16 protein-coding genes are annotated in these 20,459 nt (G+C 71.5%); 9 read left to right on the top strand and 7 right to left on the bottom strand.

The genetic code is table 11. From position 1 onward, the window contains the following. Positions 1 to 178 precede the first annotated feature (178 nt). The 3 genes from AB0A94_RS31600 (at position 179) to AB0A94_RS31590 (ending at position 3,933) form a co-directional block, all read left to right on the top strand. Positions 179 to 1,804 carry an ABC-F family ATP-binding cassette domain-containing protein gene (locus AB0A94_RS31600; RefSeq protein WP_361749420.1) on the top strand — a complete coding sequence of 542 codons (1,626 nt, stop codon included), beginning with the start codon at positions 179 to 181 and terminating at the stop codon, positions 1,802 to 1,804. Between the two features lie 178 nt (positions 1,805 to 1,982). Then, on the top strand, positions 1,983 to 2,759 hold the full coding sequence (gene ddaH / locus AB0A94_RS31595) for a dimethylargininase (RefSeq protein ID WP_361749419.1): 777 nt from the start codon (positions 1,983 to 1,985) through the stop codon (positions 2,757 to 2,759). A gap of 199 nt (positions 2,760 to 2,958) precedes the next feature. After that, positions 2,959 to 3,933 carry an acyl-ACP desaturase gene (locus AB0A94_RS31590; RefSeq protein ID WP_361749418.1) on the top strand — a complete coding sequence of 325 codons (975 nt, stop codon included), beginning with the start codon at positions 2,959 to 2,961 and terminating at the stop codon, positions 3,931 to 3,933. Between the two features lie 176 nt (positions 3,934 to 4,109). Here AB0A94_RS31590 and AB0A94_RS31585 read toward each other — a convergent pair whose 3' ends face one another. From AB0A94_RS31585 to AB0A94_RS31565, 5 genes are all read right to left on the bottom strand, one after another. Next, positions 4,110 to 4,355: a WhiB family transcriptional regulator gene (locus AB0A94_RS31585; RefSeq protein ID WP_361749417.1), complete on the bottom strand. Its 246-nt coding sequence runs from the start codon at positions 4,353 to 4,355 to the stop codon at positions 4,110 to 4,112. A gap of 160 nt (positions 4,356 to 4,515) precedes the next feature. Then, a complete protein-coding gene (locus tag AB0A94_RS31580) occupies positions 4,516 to 5,310 on the bottom strand; it encodes a VOC family protein (protein ID WP_361749416.1) in 795 nt (264 codons plus the stop codon). 373 nt (positions 5,311 to 5,683) lie between these two features. Beyond that, positions 5,684 to 7,681, bottom strand: coding sequence for a pentapeptide repeat-containing protein (locus AB0A94_RS31575; protein WP_361749415.1), 1,998 nt, complete (start codon positions 7,679 to 7,681; stop codon positions 5,684 to 5,686). Positions 7,682 to 8,114: 433 nt separating this feature from the next. Next, the gene (locus AB0A94_RS31570) at positions 8,115 to 9,155 is read right to left on the bottom strand and encodes a LacI family DNA-binding transcriptional regulator (protein WP_361749414.1); all 1,041 of its coding nucleotides are present in this window, start codon (positions 9,153 to 9,155) and stop codon (positions 8,115 to 8,117) included. Between the two features lie 85 nt (positions 9,156 to 9,240). Beyond that, entirely contained in the window at positions 9,241 to 10,227 is a 987-nt protein-coding gene (locus AB0A94_RS31565; RefSeq protein WP_361749413.1) for a multicopper oxidase domain-containing protein, read from the bottom strand. A 282-nt stretch (positions 10,228 to 10,509) separates the two neighbouring features. Here AB0A94_RS31565 and AB0A94_RS31560 point away from each other — a divergent pair, with 282 nt between their 5' ends. Both AB0A94_RS31560 and AB0A94_RS31555 read left to right on the top strand, forming a co-directional pair. Then, on the top strand, positions 10,510 to 12,939 hold the full coding sequence (locus AB0A94_RS31560; RefSeq protein ID WP_361749411.1) for a ThuA domain-containing protein: 2,430 nt from the start codon (positions 10,510 to 10,512) through the stop codon (positions 12,937 to 12,939). 14 nt (positions 12,940 to 12,953) lie between these two features. Continuing rightward, on the top strand, positions 12,954 to 15,143 hold the full coding sequence (locus tag AB0A94_RS31555; RefSeq protein WP_361749410.1) for a family 16 glycoside hydrolase: 2,190 nt from the start codon (positions 12,954 to 12,956) through the stop codon (positions 15,141 to 15,143). 87 nt (positions 15,144 to 15,230) lie between these two features. Here the strand turns inward: AB0A94_RS31555 and AB0A94_RS31550 are convergent, their stop codons facing one another. Beyond that, positions 15,231 to 16,421, bottom strand: coding sequence for a zinc-dependent alcohol dehydrogenase (locus tag AB0A94_RS31550; protein ID WP_361749408.1), 1,191 nt, complete (start codon positions 16,419 to 16,421; stop codon positions 15,231 to 15,233). A 255-nt stretch (positions 16,422 to 16,676) separates the two neighbouring features. Here AB0A94_RS31550 and AB0A94_RS31545 point away from each other — a divergent pair, with 255 nt between their 5' ends. Beyond that, on the top strand, positions 16,677 to 17,603 hold the full coding sequence (locus AB0A94_RS31545) for a DUF3048 domain-containing protein (RefSeq protein ID WP_361749406.1): 927 nt from the start codon (positions 16,677 to 16,679) through the stop codon (positions 17,601 to 17,603). 3 nt (positions 17,604 to 17,606) lie between these two features. Here the strand turns inward: AB0A94_RS31545 and AB0A94_RS31540 are convergent, their stop codons facing one another. Then, positions 17,607 to 18,071 carry a MarR family transcriptional regulator gene (locus tag AB0A94_RS31540; protein ID WP_361749404.1) on the bottom strand — a complete coding sequence of 155 codons (465 nt, stop codon included), beginning with the start codon at positions 18,069 to 18,071 and terminating at the stop codon, positions 17,607 to 17,609. Positions 18,072 to 18,278: 207 nt separating this feature from the next. On the opposite strand from AB0A94_RS31540, the gene AB0A94_RS31535 reads away from it, so the two are divergent. From AB0A94_RS31535 to pcaH, 3 genes are read left to right on the top strand one after another with little or no spacing between them, the layout of a single operon-like run. Next, positions 18,279 to 19,034 (top strand): CoA transferase subunit A, encoded by a 756-nt coding sequence (locus AB0A94_RS31535; RefSeq protein WP_361749402.1) that lies wholly within the window; start codon positions 18,279 to 18,281, stop codon positions 19,032 to 19,034. Then, a complete protein-coding gene (locus AB0A94_RS31530; RefSeq protein WP_361749400.1) occupies positions 19,034 to 19,678 on the top strand; it encodes a CoA transferase subunit B in 645 nt (214 codons plus the stop codon). The genes AB0A94_RS31535 and AB0A94_RS31530 overlap by 1 nt, the downstream gene beginning before the upstream one ends. Beyond that, positions 19,675 to 20,454, top strand: a complete 780-nt coding sequence (gene pcaH / locus AB0A94_RS31525) for a protocatechuate 3,4-dioxygenase subunit beta (RefSeq protein ID WP_361749398.1) — start codon at positions 19,675 to 19,677, stop codon at positions 20,452 to 20,454. Before AB0A94_RS31530 ends, pcaH begins: the two co-directional genes overlap by 4 nt. The last annotated feature ends 5 nt before the right edge of the window (positions 20,455 to 20,459 follow it).

The following is a 20,459-nucleotide window of genomic DNA, read 5'->3' as shown; positions in this document are numbered from 1 at the left end:
GTCACACCACACGTGTGTGTACGTCGCGTGCGACCTCGGCGTTCGAGCCGTCCTTGCGGTCCTTGCGGAACAGGGCTCTTCTCATGCCCAGGCCTTCCCTCCCGGCTGCCGGTCCTCGTCCCGCGGTGTCTCGATACGCGTTTGCCCCTGATCGCCCCGAGCAACCGCGGAGGCCCGCATGTCACCATCCATCACCTGTACGTCCCTCGCCTTCACCTGGCCCGACGGCACCACCGTCCTCGAGGGCCTCGACGTCGCCTTCGGCCCCGGCCGCACCGGCCTCGTCGGCGTCAACGGGTCGGGGAAATCGACCCTGCTGAAGCTGATCGCCGGTGAGCTCCGGCCGGCCGACGGCGCCGTCCGGGTCGCCGGCGAGGTGGGGTACCTGCCGCAGAACGTGACGCTCGACACCGCGCTGAGGGTCGACGAGGCGCTCGGCATCGCCGGCCGGCGGGCCGCGCTGCACGCCATCGAGGCGGGCGACGTGGCCGAGGAGCACTTCGAGACCGTCGGTGACGACTGGGACGTCGAGGAGCGCGCCCTGGCCACGCTCGGCGAACTCGGCCTCGGGCACATCGGGCTCGACCGCACCGTCGGCGAGGTGTCCGGCGGCGAGTCGGTGCTGCTGCGGCTGGCCGCGCTGCTGCTGAGCCGCCCGGACGTGCTGCTGCTCGACGAACCCACCAACAACCTCGACCTGTACGCCCGCAGGCGGCTGTACGCGGCCGTCGCCAACTGGCCGGGCGTCATGGTCGTGGTCAGCCACGACCGTGAACTGCTGGAACTGGTGGACCAGATCGCGGATCTGCGCTCCGGGGAGGTCACCTGGTACGGCGGCAACTTCTCGGCGTACGAGGAGGCCCTGGCCGTCGAACAGGAGGCCGCCGAGCGCATGGTGCGCGTCGCCGAGGCGGACTTCCGCAAGCAGAAGCGCGAACTGGTCGACGCCCAGGTCAAGTTGGCCCGCCGCAAGCGGTACGGGCAGAAGATGTTCGAGCAGAAGCGCGAGCCGAAGATCGTCATGGGGGCGCGCAAGCGCGCGGCGCAGGAGTCCGCGGGCAAGCACCGCATCATGCACGAGGAGAAGCTCGCCGAGGCCAGGGAACGCCTCGACGACGCGGTGGACGCCGTGCGGGACGACGACGAGATCCGCGTCGACCTGCCGTACACGGCCGTACCGCCGGGCCGTGACGTCCTCACCCTCATGGACCTGGAACTGGCGTACGGCGCCCGGGTGGGCGGCGGCTTCGATCTGCGCGGCCCGGAGCGGGTGGCGCTGATCGGGCGCAACGGCGCGGGCAAGACGACGCTGCTGCGCACGGTCGCCGGGGAGCTGGAGCCGGTCTCCGGCGAGGCACGGGCCCATGTGCCCCTGCGGTTCCTGCCGCAGCGGCTCGACGTCCTCGACGCGGAGCTGACCGTCGCCGAGAACGTGGCCCGGTTCGCGCCGGGCGCCACCAACAACCGGGTCCGGGCCCGACTCGCCCGCTTCCTGTTCCGGGGTGCCCGCGCCGACCAGAAGGCGGCGACGCTCTCCGGCGGCGAGCGCTTCCGGGCGGCGCTGGCGGCGCTGATGCTGGCGGAGCCCGCGCCGCAGCTGCTGATGCTGGACGAGCCGACCAACAACCTCGACATGGCGAGCGTCCGGCAGCTCACCACGGCGCTGGAGTCGTACGAGGGTGCTCTGATCGTGGCCAGTCACGATCTGCCGTTCCTGGAGTCGATCGGCATCACCCGGTGGCTGCTGATGGAGGAAGGGGAGCTGAAGGAGATCACGCCGGAGGCCGTCGGGCGTCCCGCGTAGCATCCGCGGCGGGCCGGGCCCGCGGCCGGCCACCGGTGGTTCACCTCATCGCCGCCAGGGGCTGGCCCGGGCCGGACCGGCCCTGCATGATGGCTGGGCCGATGCCCGCGGGAACCGGCCGCTCCGCGGGCTCCCCCGGCACGGCCACCACACGCCCGTCCGATGCGGAGTCCCCCTCGTGCCCAGCAAGAAGGCCCTCGTCCGTCGTCCCGCTCCCTGTCTGGCGGAGGGGCTGGTGACGCACGTCGAGCGGGAGGGCGTCGACGTCGGCCGCGCGGTGGGGCAGTGGGAGGCGTACACGGAGGCGTTGCGCGCCCACGGCTGGGAGACGATCGAGGTCGATCCGGCCGACGACTGTCCGGGCTCCGTGTTCGTCGAGGACACGGTGGTGATGTACCGGAACGTGGCGCTGATCGCCCGCTCCGGAGCCGAGTCCCGCCGCGCGGAGACCCTCGGCGTCGAGGAGGCCGTGGCGTCGCTGGGCTGCTCGGTGAACTGGGTCTGGGAGCCGGGCACCCTGGACGGCGGCGACGTGCTGAAGGTCGGCGACACGGTGTACGTGGGCCGCGGCGGGAGGACCGACGCGGCCGGGGTGCGGCAGGTGCGGGCCGCGTTCGAGCCGCTGGGGGCGCGGGTGGTGGCCGTGCCGGTCGCCAAGGTGCTGCACCTGAAGTCGGCGGTCACGGCGCTGCCGGACGGGACGGTCGTCGGGTACCTCCCGCACATGGACGCGCCGTCCCTGTTCCCGCGCTTCCTTCCGGTGCCGGAGGCGTCCGGGGCGCACGTGGTGCTGCTCGGCGGGGACAGGCTGCTGATGGCGGCGAGCGCGCCGAAGACCGCGGAGCTGTTCGCGGACCTCGGCTACGAGCCGGTCCCGGTGGACATCGGCGAGTTCGAGAAGCTCGAGGGCTGTGTGACGTGCCTCTCGGTGCGTCTGCGGGAGCTGTACTCCTGACCGGTGGCCGCGTCACCCGTACGGCGCAGCGGCCTGCGGCTCGGCGCCGGGCGGTACTCCATCGGGGCCCGCTGATCAGGGCTCTTTACGACACTCTTAACCTACGGCTACGTAACCTACGGCTACGTAGCCTACGATTCCGTAAGTTCCCGGCCCGCTCGCCGGCACTTCCACCTGTCACCGTCCCCTGGAGTCACCCGTGTCGATCACTTCTCCCCACCTCGGCAGCCCTTCGGTCTGGACCGACGCCCGGCTGTTGTACGCACTGGAGGAAGTGGTCGAGAAGGAGCTCAACCGGCATCTGAAGGTCACCAAGGACTGGATGCCGCACGAGTACGTGCCGTGGAGCGACGCCCGCAACTTCCCCGGCTTCTTCGAGGACGGCGAGGCCTGGGACAAGGAGCAGTCGAAGGTCACCGAGGTCGGCCGGATCGCGCTGGTGGTGAACCTGCTGACCGAGGACAACCTGCCCAGCTACCACCACGAGATCGCCACGCTGTTCGGCCGGGAGGGGGCCTGGGGCACCTGGGTGCACCGCTGGACGGCCGAGGAGGGCCGGCACGGCATCGTGATGCGGGACTACTTGCTGGCCTCGCGCGCGGTGGACCCGGACAAGCTGGAGCAGTTCCGCATGGCGCACATGAGCGAGGGCTTCGAGTCGGACAACCGGCACTCGATGCTCCACTCGATCGCCTACGTGGCGTTCCAGGAGCTGGCCACCCGCATCTCGCACCGCAACACCGGCCACCAGTCCGGCGACCCGGTCTGCGACCGCATGCTGGCCCGCATCGCGACCGACGAGAACCTGCACATGGTGTTCTACCGCAACCTGCTCAAGGCGGCGTTCGAGCTCGCCCCCGACCTGACCATGCAGGCGGTCCGCGACGTCGTCGTGGACTTCCGGATGCCCGGCCACGGCATCCCCGGCTTCGAGCGGGCCGCGGCGCAGATGGCGATCGGCGAGGTCTACAACCTGCGCATCCACCACGACGACGTGCTCCAGCCGGTGCTGCGCTTCCTGAAGGTCATGGAGATCGACGGGCTGGGTCCCGAGGGCCTCAAGGCCCAGGAGGAACTGGGCGTGTTCATGGGCGGCCTGGACGCGGAGGCCGCGAAGTTCGACGAGAAGCTGGCGGCCCGCAAGGCCCGGATGGCGGCCCGCGCCGGCCGCTGAGCACCGGCCCGGACGTGCGGGGGCGGGGCGGCTGGACGCGAGCCGGCGCGTCCCGGTGCCGGGTCTCACCCGTGGTGACCGACCGCTCGTCGGTGGTGCCAGCCCACAAAGTCCAGCCGCTGCTCCGCCGGCCGTACCGGTTTCCTCCCGGACCGACCGCCGGTGACCGGCGGGAACTACCGGGCGACGCGCCGCAGTTCCAGGCGCTCCTTCTCCGACATGCCGCCCCAGACGCCGAAGCGCATGTCGTGGGTCAGGGCGTACTCCAGGCAGGCGGCGCGGATCGGGCAGAGACCGCAGATGCGCTTGGCCTCGCGAACCGAGCTACCGGGCTCGGGGAAGAAGAAGTCTCCTCCCGTCTGCGCGCACAACGCCTCCTCCTGCCAGGCGAGGTCGGGCGACGGGAACGTGTCGGTGTGCATGGCCGGAAGCATGCCGGGCGGCGAAAAACGTTCGATCAACGCCGCATCAACGCGGGGTCCGCACCGCGGTCTTCCTGGGACTCCTCCCCCTGCCCCGCCTTCCGTGACCGCATGATGATGGCGCCGGGGGACCCGGCGCGCACGGCGGCGCGCCGGATGTTCAGGTCCGGCGCGCATCGCCCTCGAGGACCGCGAAGCGCGCGCCGTACGGATCCTCCAGTCGGGCCAGCCGGCCGACACCGGCGAGGGAGGTGGCGGGCATCCGCACCCTGCCGCCCAGCTCGACGGCCCGGTCGACGACGGCGTCCGGGTCCTCCACCCCGATGTAGGGCAGCCAGTAGGGGCGCCCGCTCCGCGCCTCGACGGGGTCGTCGGCCAGCGGGACCAGCCCGCCGAACATGCCGTCCTCCCCCGTCCCGGCGGGGTTGACGGAGGTGTAGACGCCGCCGGGGAAGGTCACCGCCGAGGTCTCCCAGCCGAGGGTGGAGTGGTAGAAGGCGGCGGTCCGGGCGATGTCCGGGGTGTAGAGCTCGACCCAGCACAGCGTGCCGGCCTCGCCGGCCGCCTCGATGCCTTCGCGCAGCGCCGGCTCCCGGATGCCGAAGGGGACGCCCGCCTGGTCGGTGAGGATCGCCGTTCTGCCCTGTTCCACCACGTCCGCGGGTGGCACCGTCACGCCGCCGCGGGCCTGCTGGACGGCCTTCGCGGTGGCGTCCGCGTCGGGGCTTCGGAAGTAAACGGTCCACGCGGGCGGGCCCTGCTCCGGTGCGGACCGCACACCGCCCGCGACGATCCGCCCGGCCAGCTCGAAGAACCCGTGGCCACCGGTGTCGGGCTCCGCCGAGCGGAACTCCCAGCCGAACAGAGCGCCGTAGAAGGACGCGGCGCCTTCGATGTCGGGCGTGCCGACGTCGATCCAGTTCGGGGCGCCGTCGACGAAGCGGGTGGTGAGCATGGTGCCTCCTCCGAGAGGTCCCGTCGCCTGCTCTGCCGAGTCTTCCACCGCCCACTGACAATCACCGCCGGAGCACCCGGACGGGTGTGTCCGGAACCGGATCCGGGGAGCCGGGAGCCGGGCCCTGGGGTTCCGGCACCCATGGGGCGAGGGCCCGCGGATCCACCCGGGCCCACGCCCCGGAGCGCGGTGCGCTCGGCCCGCGGGCCGAGGGCAGGGCCCCGGGGGGCGGAGTCGGTGATCAGGACGCGGCGTTGAAACGTCCGTGCGACGGACCGGACGTACCGGTTGTTCCAGGTCGATGCGTCCGGTGACCGCGGTGTTCCGTCGGCCCAGACCCTGGCCTGGTCGGGTCGGGTCGGGTCGGGTCGGGTCAACGTTTGACACGGCTGCGGACCGCCAGAACCGCCAGGCCCAGAAGGACGGGTTCGGCCACGCGGGAGACCATTTCGATGTAGGTACCGGCGGTGGTCAGGTCCTGTCCGGAGGAGCGGAACACCACCGAGTCGAGCGTGACGTTCAGGGCCTTCTCGAAGCGCTCGCCGGTGAATCTTTCCCCCACGGGGTTCTGGGGATCAGCCTTGCCGATCTCAAAGGCGACCAGGCCTCCGCCGGGCGGCACGGTGCCGGTCGCTTCCTGCTTCGGGGAGTCCTCCGGCAGCCCGAAGCCCATCAGCAGCACGATGGTGACGAGCATGGCGACAGCGAGCCAGCCCAGGGCCCGGGAGGCGCGCAGGCCATAGCCGGACAGCATCCAGTAGCCGTGCAGCAGTCCGCGTTCGGCGCGGGTGGTGCCGGTACGGTCGTGTCGGCGCATCTCCATCTCGCCGTAGTAGAAGTCCGCCGCCCCCGGCTCGTTCTTGCCGTCCTCGAACGCCTTGCGCAGCGCCCGGTACACCGGGGCCAGTTGTGCTGGGCCGGTGTGGCCGGCGCCGGACACCGCCATGTTCCAGCCCTGGGCCGCTGTCGGCCGGCGCGCGCGCCAGTGGTGTTCCTCGGCGAGGGTGCGCCGCTGGGTGAATCGCGGAGGCCAGCGCCGCCAGTGCACGGGCGGGACCTTGTCGAAGGGGCAGTCGCCCTCCAGCCGCACCTGGTCCAGATGCACGGTCCCGGTGAACAGACATTCCGACAGGTCGACGTCGGCGAGGACCAGGTGTGCCGCGTCCACGCCCCGCAGCGAGGCGATCCGCGCCGTGGCGTCGAGGTCACCGGCAAGAGCCTGTTCCGCCACCGGCTGTCCGTCGGGGAGCAGAAAGGGGCCGGCCTCCGTGGCGACGGTGAGGGGGTACTCGAAGACGGCGTGAGCGAAGTCCGCCGTGGCGTAGCGCAGACGCACCTCGGCCGTGGACGACCAGCGGGTCCGTCGGCACTCCAGGTGGCGCGCGGCGAACGAGAGGGTCACCGGGCTGCCGAACACCGCCCCGGACAGCACCACCCGCCCGGCGCACTCCAACGGCCCGAGGGTCGCCGCCCGCTCGAAAACCGCCTGCCCGAACCGGGCGTCGCCCCGAAAGACCGCCGCGCCGAACCCGGCCTCACCCTCGAAGGTCGCCGCACCGAACCCCGCCTCACCCTCGAAGGTCGCCGCACCGAACCCCGCCTCACCCTTGAAAGTCGCCGCACCGAACCCCGCCTCACCCTCGAAGGTCGCCGCACCGAACGACGCGACGCCTTCGAAGGTCGCCGAACCGAACCCGGCCGCGCACCCGAAGGTCACCGCGTCGAACCAGGTGTCGTACTCGAAGGACGCCGCGTCGAACCGGGCGTCGCCCCGGAAGACCGCCGAGCCGAACCAGCTCTCGTTCCGGAAGGTCGCAAAGTCGAACCGGGCGTCACCGTGGAAGGTCGCCGACCCGAACCAGGCATACTCCTCGAAGGTCGCCGAGCCGAACCCGGTGGGGCCCTGGAAGACCGCCGAGCCGAACCCGGCCTCGTCCTCGAAGACCGCCGCGTCGAACCGGGCGTCGGCCCGGAAGACCGCCGAGCCGAACCAGGCGGCGCCCTCGAAGACCGCCGAACCGAACCAGACGCCGCCCTCGAAGGTCGCCGGGGCGACCTCGGCGCCCTCGACGGATACCGAGCCGAACCAGGCGGAGCTCCGGAAGGTCGCCGAGCCGAACCGGGCGTCGCCCTCGAAGACCGCCGCGTCGAACCGGGCGTCGTTCTGGAAGACCGCCGCGTCGAACCGGACGGTGCCGAAGCGGGAGGATCCGGTGGCGGGGTCGCGGAGAGCGTCGAGAAGGGCGTCGAGAAGGGGTTCGGTGAAGGTGGTGCCGCGGTGGTCGATGTCGGCGCCGGGAGCCAGACCGGTCAGGTAGGCGTCGCGCTCGGCGTCGCCCAGGTGGGCCAGGCACGCCGGGTGGTCACCCACGCGAATGCCGTGACAGCCGACCGGGTCCTCCGACGCGGTGCCGTAGCCGCAGTGAGGCCAGTCCGGCCAGTCAGACGGGGACGGGGAGGGCGGGGGAATCGGGTGTGACATGTCCGAAGGACGATCGAGCACGGTCGGATGGTTGCCCGCGCCGCACCCCCCCGGGCACTCCGCCCTTGCCGCTCACGTCCCGCACCAGCGCGGTGGTGCGGGTGCCCCCGCGACCCGCACGCCCGCGCGCACTCCCTGACCGCCGTCCGCCTGCGCTCACGCCCCCGGCAGGCCGCCGCCCGGCTCAGCGGGGCCGTACACCGGCCGCGGCACCTGCCGCCTGGGGCAAGCCCGTTGCAGGACGCTCCACGCCCGCCCCCGCCGACCCCGCGGTCACCGCTCTCCGGGCTCGGACATGAGGGCTCCGGGGCGGAGGAGCGGCTCATGCGGATGTCCGCCGGATCAACGTCGTCGGCAGGATCGTCCTGGAGGGACCGCCGCTCGCGTTCTCGTCCGGCGTGCCGGTGCGGTCGAGGTCGCGCAGCAGGAGGCGGGCCATCAGGCGGCCCATCTCCTCGATGTCCTGACGGACCGTGGTGAGCGGCGGTTCGGTCTGTTCGGCGATCGGCAGCATGTCGTCGAAGCCGACGACCGCCACGTCGTCCGGCACCCGCCGTCCGTGCTCGCGCAGCACGCGCAGGGCGCCCGCCGCCATGAGGTCGTTGCCGGCGAACACCGCGTCCAGGTCCGGGCAGCGGTCGAGCAGCCGCCGCATCGCCCGTTCGCCCCCGGCCGGGGTGAAGTCGCCCTCCACGACCAGCCGGGGATCGGCGTCGGCCATGACGTCCCGGAAGCCGTCGAGCCGGTCCACCGCCGCGGTCTGGTCGAGGGCGCCGGTGATGTGGGCGATGCGGCGGCGGCCGAGGCCGAGCAGGTGCCGTACGGCGTCGCGGGCGCCGCCCCGGTTGTCGCTGTCGACGTAGGAGACGCCGCGCCGGCCGTCGTTCCGGTCGGGCCGGCCGCCGTACACCGTCGGCAGGCCGGCCCGCTGGATCAGTTCGGGCAGCGGGTCGTCGATGTGCAGGGAGAACACCAGCGCGCCGTCGACGTGGCCGCCTGCGAGGTAGCGGCCGACGCGCGCGTGGTCGTCGCGGTCCTCGGTGAGCAGCAGGACGAGCTGGTTGTCGTGGGCCGTCAGTTCCTTGCTGATGCCGCGCAGCTGGCGGGCGAAGAAGGGGTCGGCGAAGACCCGGGTCTCCGGTTCGGCGACGATGACGGCGATGGCGTCGTGCCGCTTCGTCACCAGGCTGCGGGCGGCCTGGTTCGGCACGTACCCGAGTTCCTCCACCGCCCGCCTCACCCGTTCCGCCAGGCGCTCGCGCACCCCGTCGGAGCCGTTGACCACGCGGGAGACCGTGGCCCGGGAGACCCCGGCCCGCGCGGCCACGGCCTCCAGCGTGGGGCGCGGCACTGTGTCGGTCACTTCGGGGCTCCTCACCTGCGGATGCGGGCAAGGATAGCCCCGGCCCGGCCACGGGCGAGAGCGCTTCCGGATCATGTCCGGCGCGTCAGTGCTCGTGCTCGTGCCCCTCCTCCGCGGCCGCCCCGTGGGCGTGTTCGTGCGGGTCGTAGCCCGGGATGGTGCCGTCCGGCTTCTTCACCAGGAACAGGCCGACCATGCCCATGTCGGAGTGGCTCTGGACGTGGCAGTGGTACATCCAGGCGCCCGCTCCGACCCCCTCCCCCGCGATGATCTGGAAGCCGAAGGAGTCGGCCGGGCCGCAGATCTTGTTGTCGATGACCTGGCTCGGGTCGTCGGGTCCGGTGAGCATGCCGGTGCGGTTGTCGGCCCAGCGGTGACCGTGCATGTGGAAGGTGTGGTAGTACTCGCCGTGCGTGATCATGACGATCTCGACGCGGTCGCCCACGGTGGCCTCGAAGTTCGGGCCGGTGTGGGCCGGCTTGTTGTTGATCGTCATGTCGTTGAAGACGATGGTGTGGGTCGCGTCGGGCAGGACGTCGCCCTTGCGGCGGACGATCACCGGGCCGTACAGCCCGTTGCGGATGCCGCCGGTGCCGTGCGCGGTGCCGACGACGTGGTCGTGGTAGTGCCAGTAGCCCGCGCTGCCGGAGCGCCAGGTGCCGTCGGAGCGCCGGCCGGGTTTGTGGGTGCGCCAGGTGTAGGTGCGGGTGCCGCCGGGCTCGACGTCGCTCTTGTTCTGCTTGGTGCCGTCGCTGGAGATCTCGTAGTCCAGGCCGTGGACGTGCAGGCTCACGGGCACGTCCATGGTGTTCTCGAACTCGACGTGCAGGGTGTCGCCCTCGTTGAGCTCGATCAGCGGGCCGGGGATGGACGCCTTGCCCTTCTCGAAGCCGTAGCCCATCTGTCCGCCGGCCAGCCGCTCGGCGTACATCTTGACGCGCCGCACCTCGCCCCCGGCGGGCGCGGTCTTCGCCGGTGCGGCCGCACCCACGGCCTCGGGCGCGATGGACAACGATGTCGCGACGGCAGCGCCGCCCAGCAGTACCCGCCGGTTGAAACCGCGTCTGTCCATGCCGAACTCCCCACGTGGCTGTCATGAACCTGTGAAACCGTAGCGGTCACCCCTCGGTTTATCCACACTCAGGACAAAGTTCGTTTCATTGCTGCGATAGGTATTGGCGTGTGGCGCAAAGAGGTCTAGCTTCCTTGACGCTGTTGCTGCGACCGAGGAGGGGTGGGTGGCCACGTGCGGTCCACATCGCATCGAGAACCCGTGCGCTTACGAGGGTTGAGCACGTCGAGCGCCACGAGCGCACGAAGGACGAGAACGAGACGACGCGTCTGGGCGGCCACCGTGACCGCCGGTGTCGTCGCCGCCGGGCTGCTGTCGGGTCCCGCCGCCAGCGCGCGCCCGGCCCCGGATCCGTCCCTGACAACGATGTCCATCAAGTCGCCCCCGGGCGGCGCGAACGTACGGGTGCTGCTGTTCTACGGTTCGGCGGCCGGCGGCGACGAGTCGCCGTTGGTGAACGCCGGTATCGCGGCGATCGAGAGGATCGGGCAGTCCGGCCCGGCGGACCAGCGGTTCACCGTCACCGCCACCGACGACGCCTCGGTCTTCACCAACGCCAAGAAGCTGGGCCGCTTCAACACTGTCGTCTTCCTGACCGGCGGCGGGGACGTCCTCGACCCGGACCAGGAGGCGGGCCTGGAGGCTTACATGGAGGCCGGCGGCGGTTTCGTCGGTCTGCACGACGCGGCCCGCGCGGAGCCGTACTCGGACTGGTTCACCGGTCTGATCGGCGCCCGCCCGGCCGCCTCGAGCCCCGGCACGGTGCAGCGGGCGACCGTCGAGGTCGGCGACCGGACGCATCCGGCCACCAAGAGCCTGCCGACGCAGTGGAAGCGGCCCGACAAGTGGCTGAACTGGGTGAAGAACCCCTCCGGCGACGTGCACACCGTCGCCAGGGTGCGCGAGTCGACGTACGCGCCCGGAGCGGGCGCCAACGGCTGGGACCACCCGGTCAGCTGGTGCCGCGACTACGACGGCGGCCGGTCCTTCTACACCGGCATGGGCGGCACGGTGTCGTCGTACGACGAGACCGACTTCCGTGACCATCTGCGCGGCGCCCTGCTGTGGACCAACCGGCTGGTGCGGGCCGACTGCAAGGCGACCATCACCGGCAACTACAAGGCGGAGCGGCTGACCCGGCCCAACCAGCCGGGCCAGAACGACCAGATCGGTGAACCGCACGGACTCGTCACCGCTCCCGACGGCCGGGTGTTCTACATCGGCCGGGGCGGTGCCGACGCCTCGCAGCCCGTGGTCACCGACTGGAACGACCCGGACATCGGCAAGGGCACGGGCGAGATCCACGTCTACGACCCGGAGACCAAGAAGGTCACCCTGGCCGGGGCGCTCACCGTCTTCGGCAACAAGGGCGGCGGCGACGAACTGCGCAAGGTCGAGGAGGGCCTGCTCGGCATCGAGCTGGACCCCGCGTTCGAGCGGAACGGGTGGGTGTACCTGCACTACACGCCCCACTCCGGGATCGACCGGGACACGCACATGGCCGAGCGGCGGGTCTCCCGCTTCACGCTCGACCAGGCCACGAACAAGCTGGACCTGAGCAGCGAGAAGGTGCTGCTGAAGTGGCCGGTGCAGATCCACAGCTGCTGCCACGCGGGCGGCGGGATGGCCTGGGACTCCAAGGGGAACCTGTACATCGCCACCGGCGACAACAACTCCAGCGGCTTCAGCGACGGTTACTCGGGCAACAACCCCGAGCCCGACTTCAAGGGCGTGTCCTTCGCGGACGCGCGCCGCACCGCCGGCAACACCAACAACCTCAACGGCAAGATCCTGCGCATCCACCCCGAGCCGGACGGCACGTACACCCTCCCCGAGGGCAACCTGTTCACCGGGAAGGAGACCGCCGAGGGCGGCGGCAAGACGCGCGGCGAGATCTACGTGATGGGGGTGCGCAACCCGTCGCGCATCTCCGTCGACAAGGAGACCGACGTCCTCTACGCGGGCTGGGTCGGCCCGGACGCCGGCGCCCCCTCGCCCACCTGGGGTCCGGCGAAGTACGACACGTTCGCCGCGATCACCGAGGCGTCCAACCGCGGCTGGCCGTACTGCATGGGCAACAAGCAGCCGTACCGGGACCGGAACCTGCCGGACCCGTCCAAGCCGCTGGGCTGGTACGACTGCGACGCCCCGAAGAACGAGTCGCCGAACAACGACGGTCTGGTCAACCTGCCGCCGGTGACCGGCAACAACATCTGGTACTCGCCGCAGGGCGGCGGCCCCGACTACCCGCGCGACGCCGGCGGCGTCCCGTCCTACGAGCAGGACGAGGCCACGTACCGGCTGCCCTGGCTCAAGGGCGGCGGCCAGGCCGCGATGAACGGCCCGGTCTACCGCTACGACGCCGACAGCGCCAGTGACGTGAAGTGGCCGGCGTACTGGGACGGCAAGTGGTTCGTCGGTGACTTCTACGACGCCGACCAGCCGCGCAACGCGGTGCTGATGGACCCGAAGACGCAGGGCGACGGCGGTCTCCCGGTGCACTCGGAGTCCCTGAAGAAGATCGTGCCGGTCGGCAACGACGGCATCAAGAACCTGATGGACTGGAGGTTCGGTCCGGACGGCTCGCTGTACGTCCTCGACTACGGGCGCGGCTTCTTCACCTCCGACGCCAAGTCCGCGCTGTGGCGGGTCACCTACACGGGCGGCGGGCCGACCCCGGCCGCCGGTCAGCTGGCGAGGGGAACCGAGTGATACGGCAACGAAGAATGTGGGCCGCCCTGCTGGCCGCCCTCCTCATGATGCTCGGCCTGCAGGCGACGACCTCCGCGGCCGACGGAACCGGTTCCGCCGATACGGCGGCGAAGCAGGTGCTCACCTGGACCTCCGGCGACAGCATCACCGAGTACACGTCCGCGCCGACGACCGCGGTGGCCGGTCCGGCGACCATCGTGTTCGAGAACAGCGCGGCGACCGGCAACACCACCGGGATGCCGCACACGCTGACGTTCGTGACCTCCGACCCGGAGTTCAACAACGACGTCCAGCTGAACATCCTGGCCAACCCGGCCGACGCCCAGGGCGGTAAGCACACCGCCGAGGTGACGCTCACCCCGGGCCGCTACTTCTACCACTGCACCATCCCCGGCCACGGCGAGATGCAGGGCATCCTGACGGTGACCGAGGGCGGTGGCGAGGACACCACCGCGCCCGAGGCCACGGCGAAGGTGACCGGTTCGCAGAACGCCGAGGGTCAGTACGTGGGTTCGGCGAGCGTGACGGTCGAGGCCACCGACGAGGGCTCGGGCGTGGACCGGATCGAGTACGCGGTCGGGGCCGACGGCGCCTGGCAGCCGTACACCGCCCCGGTCGTGGTCGACCGGGTCGGCACGCACACCGTGCGCTACCGCGCCCTGGACAAGGCGGGCAACGTCTCGGCGGAGAAGAGCGTCGCCTTCACGGTCGTCGCACCGCCGACGGACGACACCACCGCGCCGGAGACCTCGGCCACGGTGGACGGCGAGAAGAACGCCGACGGCGCCTACATCGACATGGCGACGGTCACCGTCACCGCGTCGGACACCGGCTCCGGCGTCAACGCCATCGAGTACGCGATCGGGGCCGACGGCGCCTGGCAGGCGTACACCGGGCCGGTGATGGTGCACCAGGTGGGCACGCACACCGTGCGCTACCGCGCCACCGACAGGGCGGGCAACACCGCGGCGCAGAAGAGCGTGGAGTTCACGGTCGTCGCCGCTCCGCCGCAGGACACCACCCCGCCGGCGACCGGTGTGACCGTGGAGGGCACCAGGAACTCCGACGGCGCCTACGTCGGTGACGCCACGGTGACCCTCAGCGCCGACGACGGGCACGGGGGTTCCGGCGTCGCCGGCATCGAGTACTCGCTCGACGGCGGGCCGTACCTGGCCTACACCGATCCGGTGGTCGTCGACCGGGCGGGCCGGCACACGGTCGCGTACCGGGCGAGCGACAAAGCCGGCAACACCTCCGAACCGCTCACGGTGAGCTTCACGGTCGTGGCGGACGGCGGGGTGCCCGCGCCCAACTGCCCGGAGTACGACGAGCGGTTGACGGTGATCGTCGGCACGGTCGACTCGGGCGTGCCGAACCGGGTCACCAACAACCGGTGCCGGATCGGCGAGCTGATCGAGGACGAGAAGGAGTGGACCTCGCAGGCGCTGTTCCTGAAGCACGTGAAGAGCGTCCTGGACAAGCTCAAGAAGGAAGGGGTCGTCGACCAGCGGGAGTACCGGGCCATCAACAAGGCGGCCCGTCAGTCCGGCATCGGCGAGCCGGGACAGACCGAGGGCTACCGCAAGATCATGGACGGCACCCGGGAGTCGTTCGCCGAGTGGGAGCAGGTGGGCGGCGGTTCGTTCGCGCTGAACCCGGACGGCTCGATCACCTCCGGCACCACCCGGGGCGGTCTCGGCATGCTGTGGTTCCCCGAGCGCACGTACGGCGACTTCTCGCTGAAGCTCCAGTGGCGTGACGACGCCCCGGGCACCGGCAACGCCAACTCCGGTGTGTTCGTGCGGTTCCCGCAGATCCACGACCACCCGGAGGAGCCACGGCCGGAGTGGGCCGCCATCAAGTACGGGCACGAGATCCAGGTGTTCGACTCGCCCGTCGGCGACATGTACAAGACGGGCTCGGTCTACGGCTTCGACCGGGTCGGCCTGGCCGGCGCGGGCGTGACGCAGAAGGGCACCTGGAACGACTACGAGATCCGGGTGGTGGACCAGCACTACTCGGTCTACCGCAACGGCGTGCTGATCAACGAGTTCGACAACACCGGCGGCCAGGACTTCACCCCGCCACGCTCGGACGACCCGGGCACGGACGGGCGGCGGTTCGCCTCCGGCTACATCGGACTGCAGGTGCACGGCACGACGGACGTCGTCTCCTACCGGGACGTCCGGATCAGGGAGCTGTAAGTCACGGGCGGTCACGACGGGGCGGGAGACCGGGGTTCGTTCCGGTCTCCCGCCCCGGCCGCATCCGGTGGGCCCCCGGCTCCCGGGTCAGGGCTTGATCAGTACCTTGACCGCGCCGTCCTGCTTCTTCTGGAACATGTCGTAGGCCCGCGGTGCCTCGTCGAGCGGCACGCGGTGGGTGGCGAAGTCGTCGACGCCGAGCGGGTCCTCGTCGGTGAGGTAGGGGATGATCTCGTCGCTCCAGCGGCGTACGTTCGCCTGGCCCATGCGCATCTGGATCTGCTTGTCGAACAGGGTGAGCATGGGCATCGGGTCGGCCATGCCGCCGTAGACGCCGCTGATCGAGATCGTGCCGCCGCGCCGCACCAGTTCGATGGCGGTGTGCAGGGCGGCGAGCCGGTCGACGCTGAAGCGTTCCGCCATCGGGCCGCTGAGTTTGCGGGGCAGCAGCGCCGAGGCGTTCTGCACCATGCGGGCCGCCGCGCTGCCGTGCGCCTCGGTGCCGACGGCGTCGATCACGGCGTCGGGGCCGCGGCCGTCGGTCTGGTCACGGATCGCGGCGACGAGTTCCTTCTCGTCGTCGAAGGAGCGCAGGTCGAAGGTCTCCACGCCCCGCTCCTTCGCCCGGTTCAGCCGCTCCGGGACCAGGTCCACGCCGAACACCCGCCCGGCGCCCTTGACCTGGGCGATCCGGCAGGCCATGTCGCCGATGGGGCCGAGCCCGAGCACGGCGACGCTGCCGCCCTGCGGGACACCGGCGTAGGCGACCGCCTGCCAGGCGGTGGGCAGGACGTCGGAGAGGTAGACGAACCGGTCGTCGGACGGCCCCTCGGGCACCTTGATCGGGCCGTACTGGGCCTGCGGGACCCGCAGGTACTCGGCCTGGGCGCCCGGAACCGCGCCGTACAGCCTGGTGTAGCCGAACAGGGCCGCGCCCATGCCCTCGGCGGTGACCTGGGTGGTCTCGCACTGGGTGGGCAGTCCGGTGAGGCACATCCAGCAGTTGCCGCAGGCGATCTGGAACGGCACCACGACCCGGTCGCCGACCTGGAGGTCGGGCACCGCCGCGCCGACCTCCTCGACGATGCCCATCGGCTCGTGTCCGAGGATGTCGCCCGGGGTCATGAACGGGGTGAGGACCTCGTACAGATGCAGATCGGATCCGCACAGTCCGGTGGAGGTGACGCGGATGACCGCGTCCGTCGGCTCCTCGATCCGGGGATCGGGCACGTTCTCCACCCTCACGTCCCGTTTTCCCTGCCAGGTCAGTGCCCTCATCGCCGCCCGCTCCCTCCGTGGTGGCCGGTGTGTCGTTCGTGCGGTGGGCGTCCGGGTACCCGAGGGGCCGCCTGCCGAACCGCCGGCCGTCGAGCCGATCGGTGGAAGCCACCCCGCGGGAGCGCCTCTGACCGCCCATGGCCAACGACGATCGGAAAAGCGCATAATCAAGACAACGGACGATATGAGGCGAATGCGGTGGCGACGGCGGGCACGGAGCGAGGGACGCGCCGACGGCGCGGCACGGGGGTGGGGATGCTGGTGGCCGCGGTGCTCGCGGCCGGACCGGTGGCGGGCTGCACGGCGTCGGACGGACCGCGCGACGACGGGCGGGGTTCACCGAGCGGGTCGCCGACAGGGCGGGGCGGCCCGCCGGTACTCGCCGTGAAGATCGACAACGCCTCCGCAGCCCGGCCCCAGACCGGCGTGGACGCCGCCGACGTGGTGTACGCCGAACAGGTCGAGGGTGGGACCAGCAGACTGATCGCCGTGTACGCCACCGAGCTGCCGGATTCCGTCGGTCCGGTGCGCAGCGCCCGGGAGTCGGATCTGGAGCTGCTGCACCAGTTCGACCGGCCGGTGCTGGCCTACTCCGGGGCGCAGAGCAAGCTGGTGCCGCTGATCGAGCGGGCACCGCTCGAGACGGTGACGCCCGGGTCGGAGCCCGATGCCTACACCCGGGACCCCGGCCGGTCCGCTCCCCACAACCTGTATCTGCGACCGGAGCGGCTCATGGACGACCCGCCCGGCGCGGCCGCCCTGACCACCGGTTTCCGCTTCGGCCGGCCCCCGGCGGACGGCGAGCCCCGAAACGAACTCACGGTGCGCTACCCGGCCGCCCGCTTCACCTTCACCTGGTCCGGTGCCCGCGACCGCTGGCTGGTCTCGATGGACGGCACCCCGGCGCTCACCGCGCGGGGCGAGCGGCTGGCGCCCGCGACGGTGGTCGTGCAGTACGTGACCGTGCGCCCCTCCGGGTTCCGGGACTTCCTCGGCAACACCACCCCGTACACCGAGACGGTGGGCTCCGGGGAGGCCACCGTGCTGCGCGACGGACGCGGGTACGAGGCGAACTGGAGCCGTCCGGCCGCCGAGGACGGCACCTCGTTCACCACCGGGGCGGGCGAGCGGATGACCTTCGCGCGCGGCCAGGTCTGGGTGGTGTACGCGGAGACGCCCTGAGTCTCAGCGCGGTGCGGCCAGGGAGGGGGCGGGATCGCGCAGTCCTTCGGCCGCGTCCGCCACCCGCCGGATCAGGTCGATGAAGAGCGCCTGCTCGCCGGCGTCGAGCGGGGCCAGGAAGACCTGGTTCATCCGCGCGGTGCGCACCGTCAGCCTGCGGTGGGTGCGCACACCGTCGTCGGTGAGGCGCAGCAGGAAGCGGCGGCCGTCCTGCGGATCGCGGACCTTGTCCAGCAGCCCGCGCCGGATGAGCCGGCCGATCACCTCGGCGATGGTGGACCGGTCGAGGCCGACCCGCTCCCCCACGGTGCGCTGGTCCAGGCCCGGCTCGGCGACGAGCGCGTTGAGGACCGCGAACTGCGGCGAGGTGATCTCCTCGGAGACCATCGTGTTCCACAGCAGGTGGTGCGCCTGCTGGAGCCGCCGGGCGAGGTGCCCGGGATGGGTGGTGAGGTCCACCGCGGCCATGTGCGCTCCCCAGTCGTTTTCGTTGGTGCACTGAACAATACCCGCACGAGTGCGTCTTCGTCGTGACCTCGCGTGTCGTTCGATGCGGAAATGACCAGGGTATTGACGCTCCGGCCCTCTCGATGGCAGCGTGAGGCCGACCTCGCGGAAATACTCAGTGCCCTGACTAACTCGGTCGGGCCGCCTCGAAGGGACGGGATTCCTCGGATGGACAAGGTGGTCGCCTCGGCTGCGGAGGCGGTGGCTGACGTGCCGGACGGCGCGTCACTGGCGGTGGGCGGCTTCGGCCTCAGCGGCGTGCCGAACGTGCTGATCCAGGCGCTGTACGAGCGGGGGGTCGACGGCCTGTCGATCGTCTCGAACAACTGCGGGGCGATGGAGTCCGGGCTCGCGGTGCTGCTGGCGGCGGGCCGGATCGCCCGGGTGACCGGTTCCTACATCGGCGCGAACAAGGAGTTCGCGCGGCAGTACCTGGCCGGCGAGCTGGAGGTGGAGCTGATCCCGCAGGGCACGCTCGCCGAAAGGCTGCGCGCCGGGGGCGCCGGCATCCCCGCGTTCTACACCCCGGCGGGTGTGGGCACGCAGGTCGCCGAGGGCGGACTGCCCTGGCGCTACGACGGCTCCGGCGGGGTGGCCCTCGCCTCGCCGCCCAAGGAGGTCCGGGAGTTCGACGGCACCCAGTACGTGCTGGAGCGCGGCATCCGCACCGACTACGCGCTGGTGCGGGCGGCGAAGGGCGACCGGCACGGGAACCTGGTGTTCAACAAGTCCGCCCGCAACTTCAACCCCCTCGCGGCGATGGCGGGCAAGGTCACCGTCGCCGAGGTGGAGGAGCTGGTCGAGCCCGGGGAGATCGAGCCGGACGCCGTGCACCTGCCGGGCGTCTTCGTGCGGCGGGTGGTCGCCCTCACGCCCGAGCAGGCGGCGGACAAGAAGATCGAGCGGCGGACGGTGAGCGGCTGATGGCCTGGACACGGGAAGAGATGGCCGCGCGGGCGGCCCGGGAACTGCGCGACGGCCAGTACGTCAACCTCGGCATCGGCCTGCCCACGCTGATCCCCAACCACCTCCCGGCCGGTGTCGAGGTGGTGCTGGAGAGCGAGAACGGCATCCTGGGCACCGGCCCCTACCCCGCCGAGGACGCCGTCGACCCGGACCTGATCAACGCGGGCAAGGAGACCGTCACCGTCCTCCCGGGCGCCTCCTTCTTCGACTCGGCGCTGTCCTTCGGGATGATCCGGGGCGGGCACATCGACGTCGCGGTGCTGGGCGCGATGCAGGTCTCCGCGCAAGGTGACCTGGCCAACTGGGCGGTGCCCGGCAAGCTCGTCACCGGCATCGGCGGCGCGATGGACCTGGTCCACGGCGCCCGCACGGTGATCGTGGTGATGACCCACACCGCCAAGGACGGCTCGCCGAAGATCCTGACGGAGTGCGCGCTGCCGCTGACCGGCAAGGCGTGCGTGGACCGGATCATCACCGACCTAGGCGTCCTCGACGTCACCGACGACGGGCTCGTCCTCGTCGAGACCGCTCCCGGTGTCACCACCGAGGAGATCACCGCCAAGACCGGAGCCGAACTCACCCTCGGGGAGGGCCTGTCGTGACCGACGCACTCACTCAAGCCGACATCGACCGGGAGATCGCGGCCGAGCACGCCGCGTACGAGAAGCGGGTCGCCGACGGCGCGCCCGTCGAGCACCAGCCGCGCCGCGACTACGCGCCGTACCGCTCCTCGGTGCTGCGCCACCCGAAGCGGCCCCCGGTCGCCATCGACGTCACCAAGGACCCGGAGCTGGTGGAGCTGTCCTCCCCCGCGTTCGGCGAGCGGGACATCACGGAGATCGACAACGACCTGACCCGGCAGCACCCCGGCGAGCCGATCGGCGAGCGCATCACCGTCTCCGGCCGGCTGCTCGACCGCGCCGGGCGCCCGGTCCGCGGCCAGCTCATCGAGATCTGGCAGGCCAACTCGGCGGGCCGCTACGCCCATCAGCGCGAGCAGCACGACGCCCCGCTGGACCCGAACTTCACCGGCGTGGGCCGCACCCTCAGCGACGACGAGGGCCGCTACCACTTCACCACCGTCCAGCCGGGCCCGTACCCCTGGCGCCAGCACCTCAACGCCTGGCGGCCCGCCCACATCCACTTCTCGGTCTTCGGCACGTCGTTCACCCAGCGGCTGGTGACGCAGATGTACTTCCCCAGCGATCCGCTCTTCCCGTACGACCCGATCATCCAGTCGGTGACGGACGACGCCGCACGGCAGCGGCTGATCGCGACGTACGACCACAGCCTGTCGGTGCCGGAGTTCTCGATGGGCTACCACTGGGACATCGTGCTCGACGGACCGCAGGCCACCTGGATGGAAGAGGGGCGCTGACCCGC

Source organism: Streptomyces sp. NPDC044984, from assembly GCF_040646935.1.
GTDB lineage: Bacteria > Actinomycetota > Actinomycetes > Streptomycetales > Streptomycetaceae > Streptomyces.
Note: the sequence above shows the minus strand (reverse complement) of the source record. Positions and strands in the feature narration are given on the sequence as shown.

Excerpts from the sequence above, each read along its gene's own strand:
- AB0A94_RS31535 (WP_361749402.1), top strand. The coding sequence starts at position 18,279 with ATGGACAAGGTGGTCGCCTCGGCTGCGGAGGCGGTGGCTGACGTGCCG.
- AB0A94_RS31565 (WP_361749413.1), bottom strand. The coding sequence starts at position 10,227 with ATGGACAGACGCGGTTTCAACCGGCGGGTACTGCTGGGCGGCGCTGCC.
- AB0A94_RS31540 (WP_361749404.1), bottom strand. The coding sequence starts at position 18,071 with ATGGCCGCGGTGGACCTCACCACCCATCCCGGGCACCTCGCCCGGCGG.
- AB0A94_RS31580 (WP_361749416.1), bottom strand. The coding sequence starts at position 5,310 with ATGCTCACCACCCGCTTCGTCGACGGCGCCCCGAACTGGATCGACGTC.
- AB0A94_RS31550 (WP_361749408.1), bottom strand. The coding sequence starts at position 16,421 with ATGAGGGCACTGACCTGGCAGGGAAAACGGGACGTGAGGGTGGAGAAC.
- AB0A94_RS31545 (WP_361749406.1), top strand. The coding sequence starts at position 16,677 with ATGCTGGTGGCCGCGGTGCTCGCGGCCGGACCGGTGGCGGGCTGCACG.
- AB0A94_RS31585 (WP_361749417.1), bottom strand. The coding sequence starts at position 4,355 with ATGCACACCGACACGTTCCCGTCGCCCGACCTCGCCTGGCAGGAGGAG.
- AB0A94_RS31600 (WP_361749420.1), top strand. The coding sequence starts at position 179 with ATGTCACCATCCATCACCTGTACGTCCCTCGCCTTCACCTGGCCCGAC.
- AB0A94_RS31530 (WP_361749400.1), top strand. The coding sequence starts at position 19,034 with ATGGCCTGGACACGGGAAGAGATGGCCGCGCGGGCGGCCCGGGAACTG.
- AB0A94_RS31555 (WP_361749410.1), top strand. The coding sequence starts at position 12,954 with ATGTGGGCCGCCCTGCTGGCCGCCCTCCTCATGATGCTCGGCCTGCAG.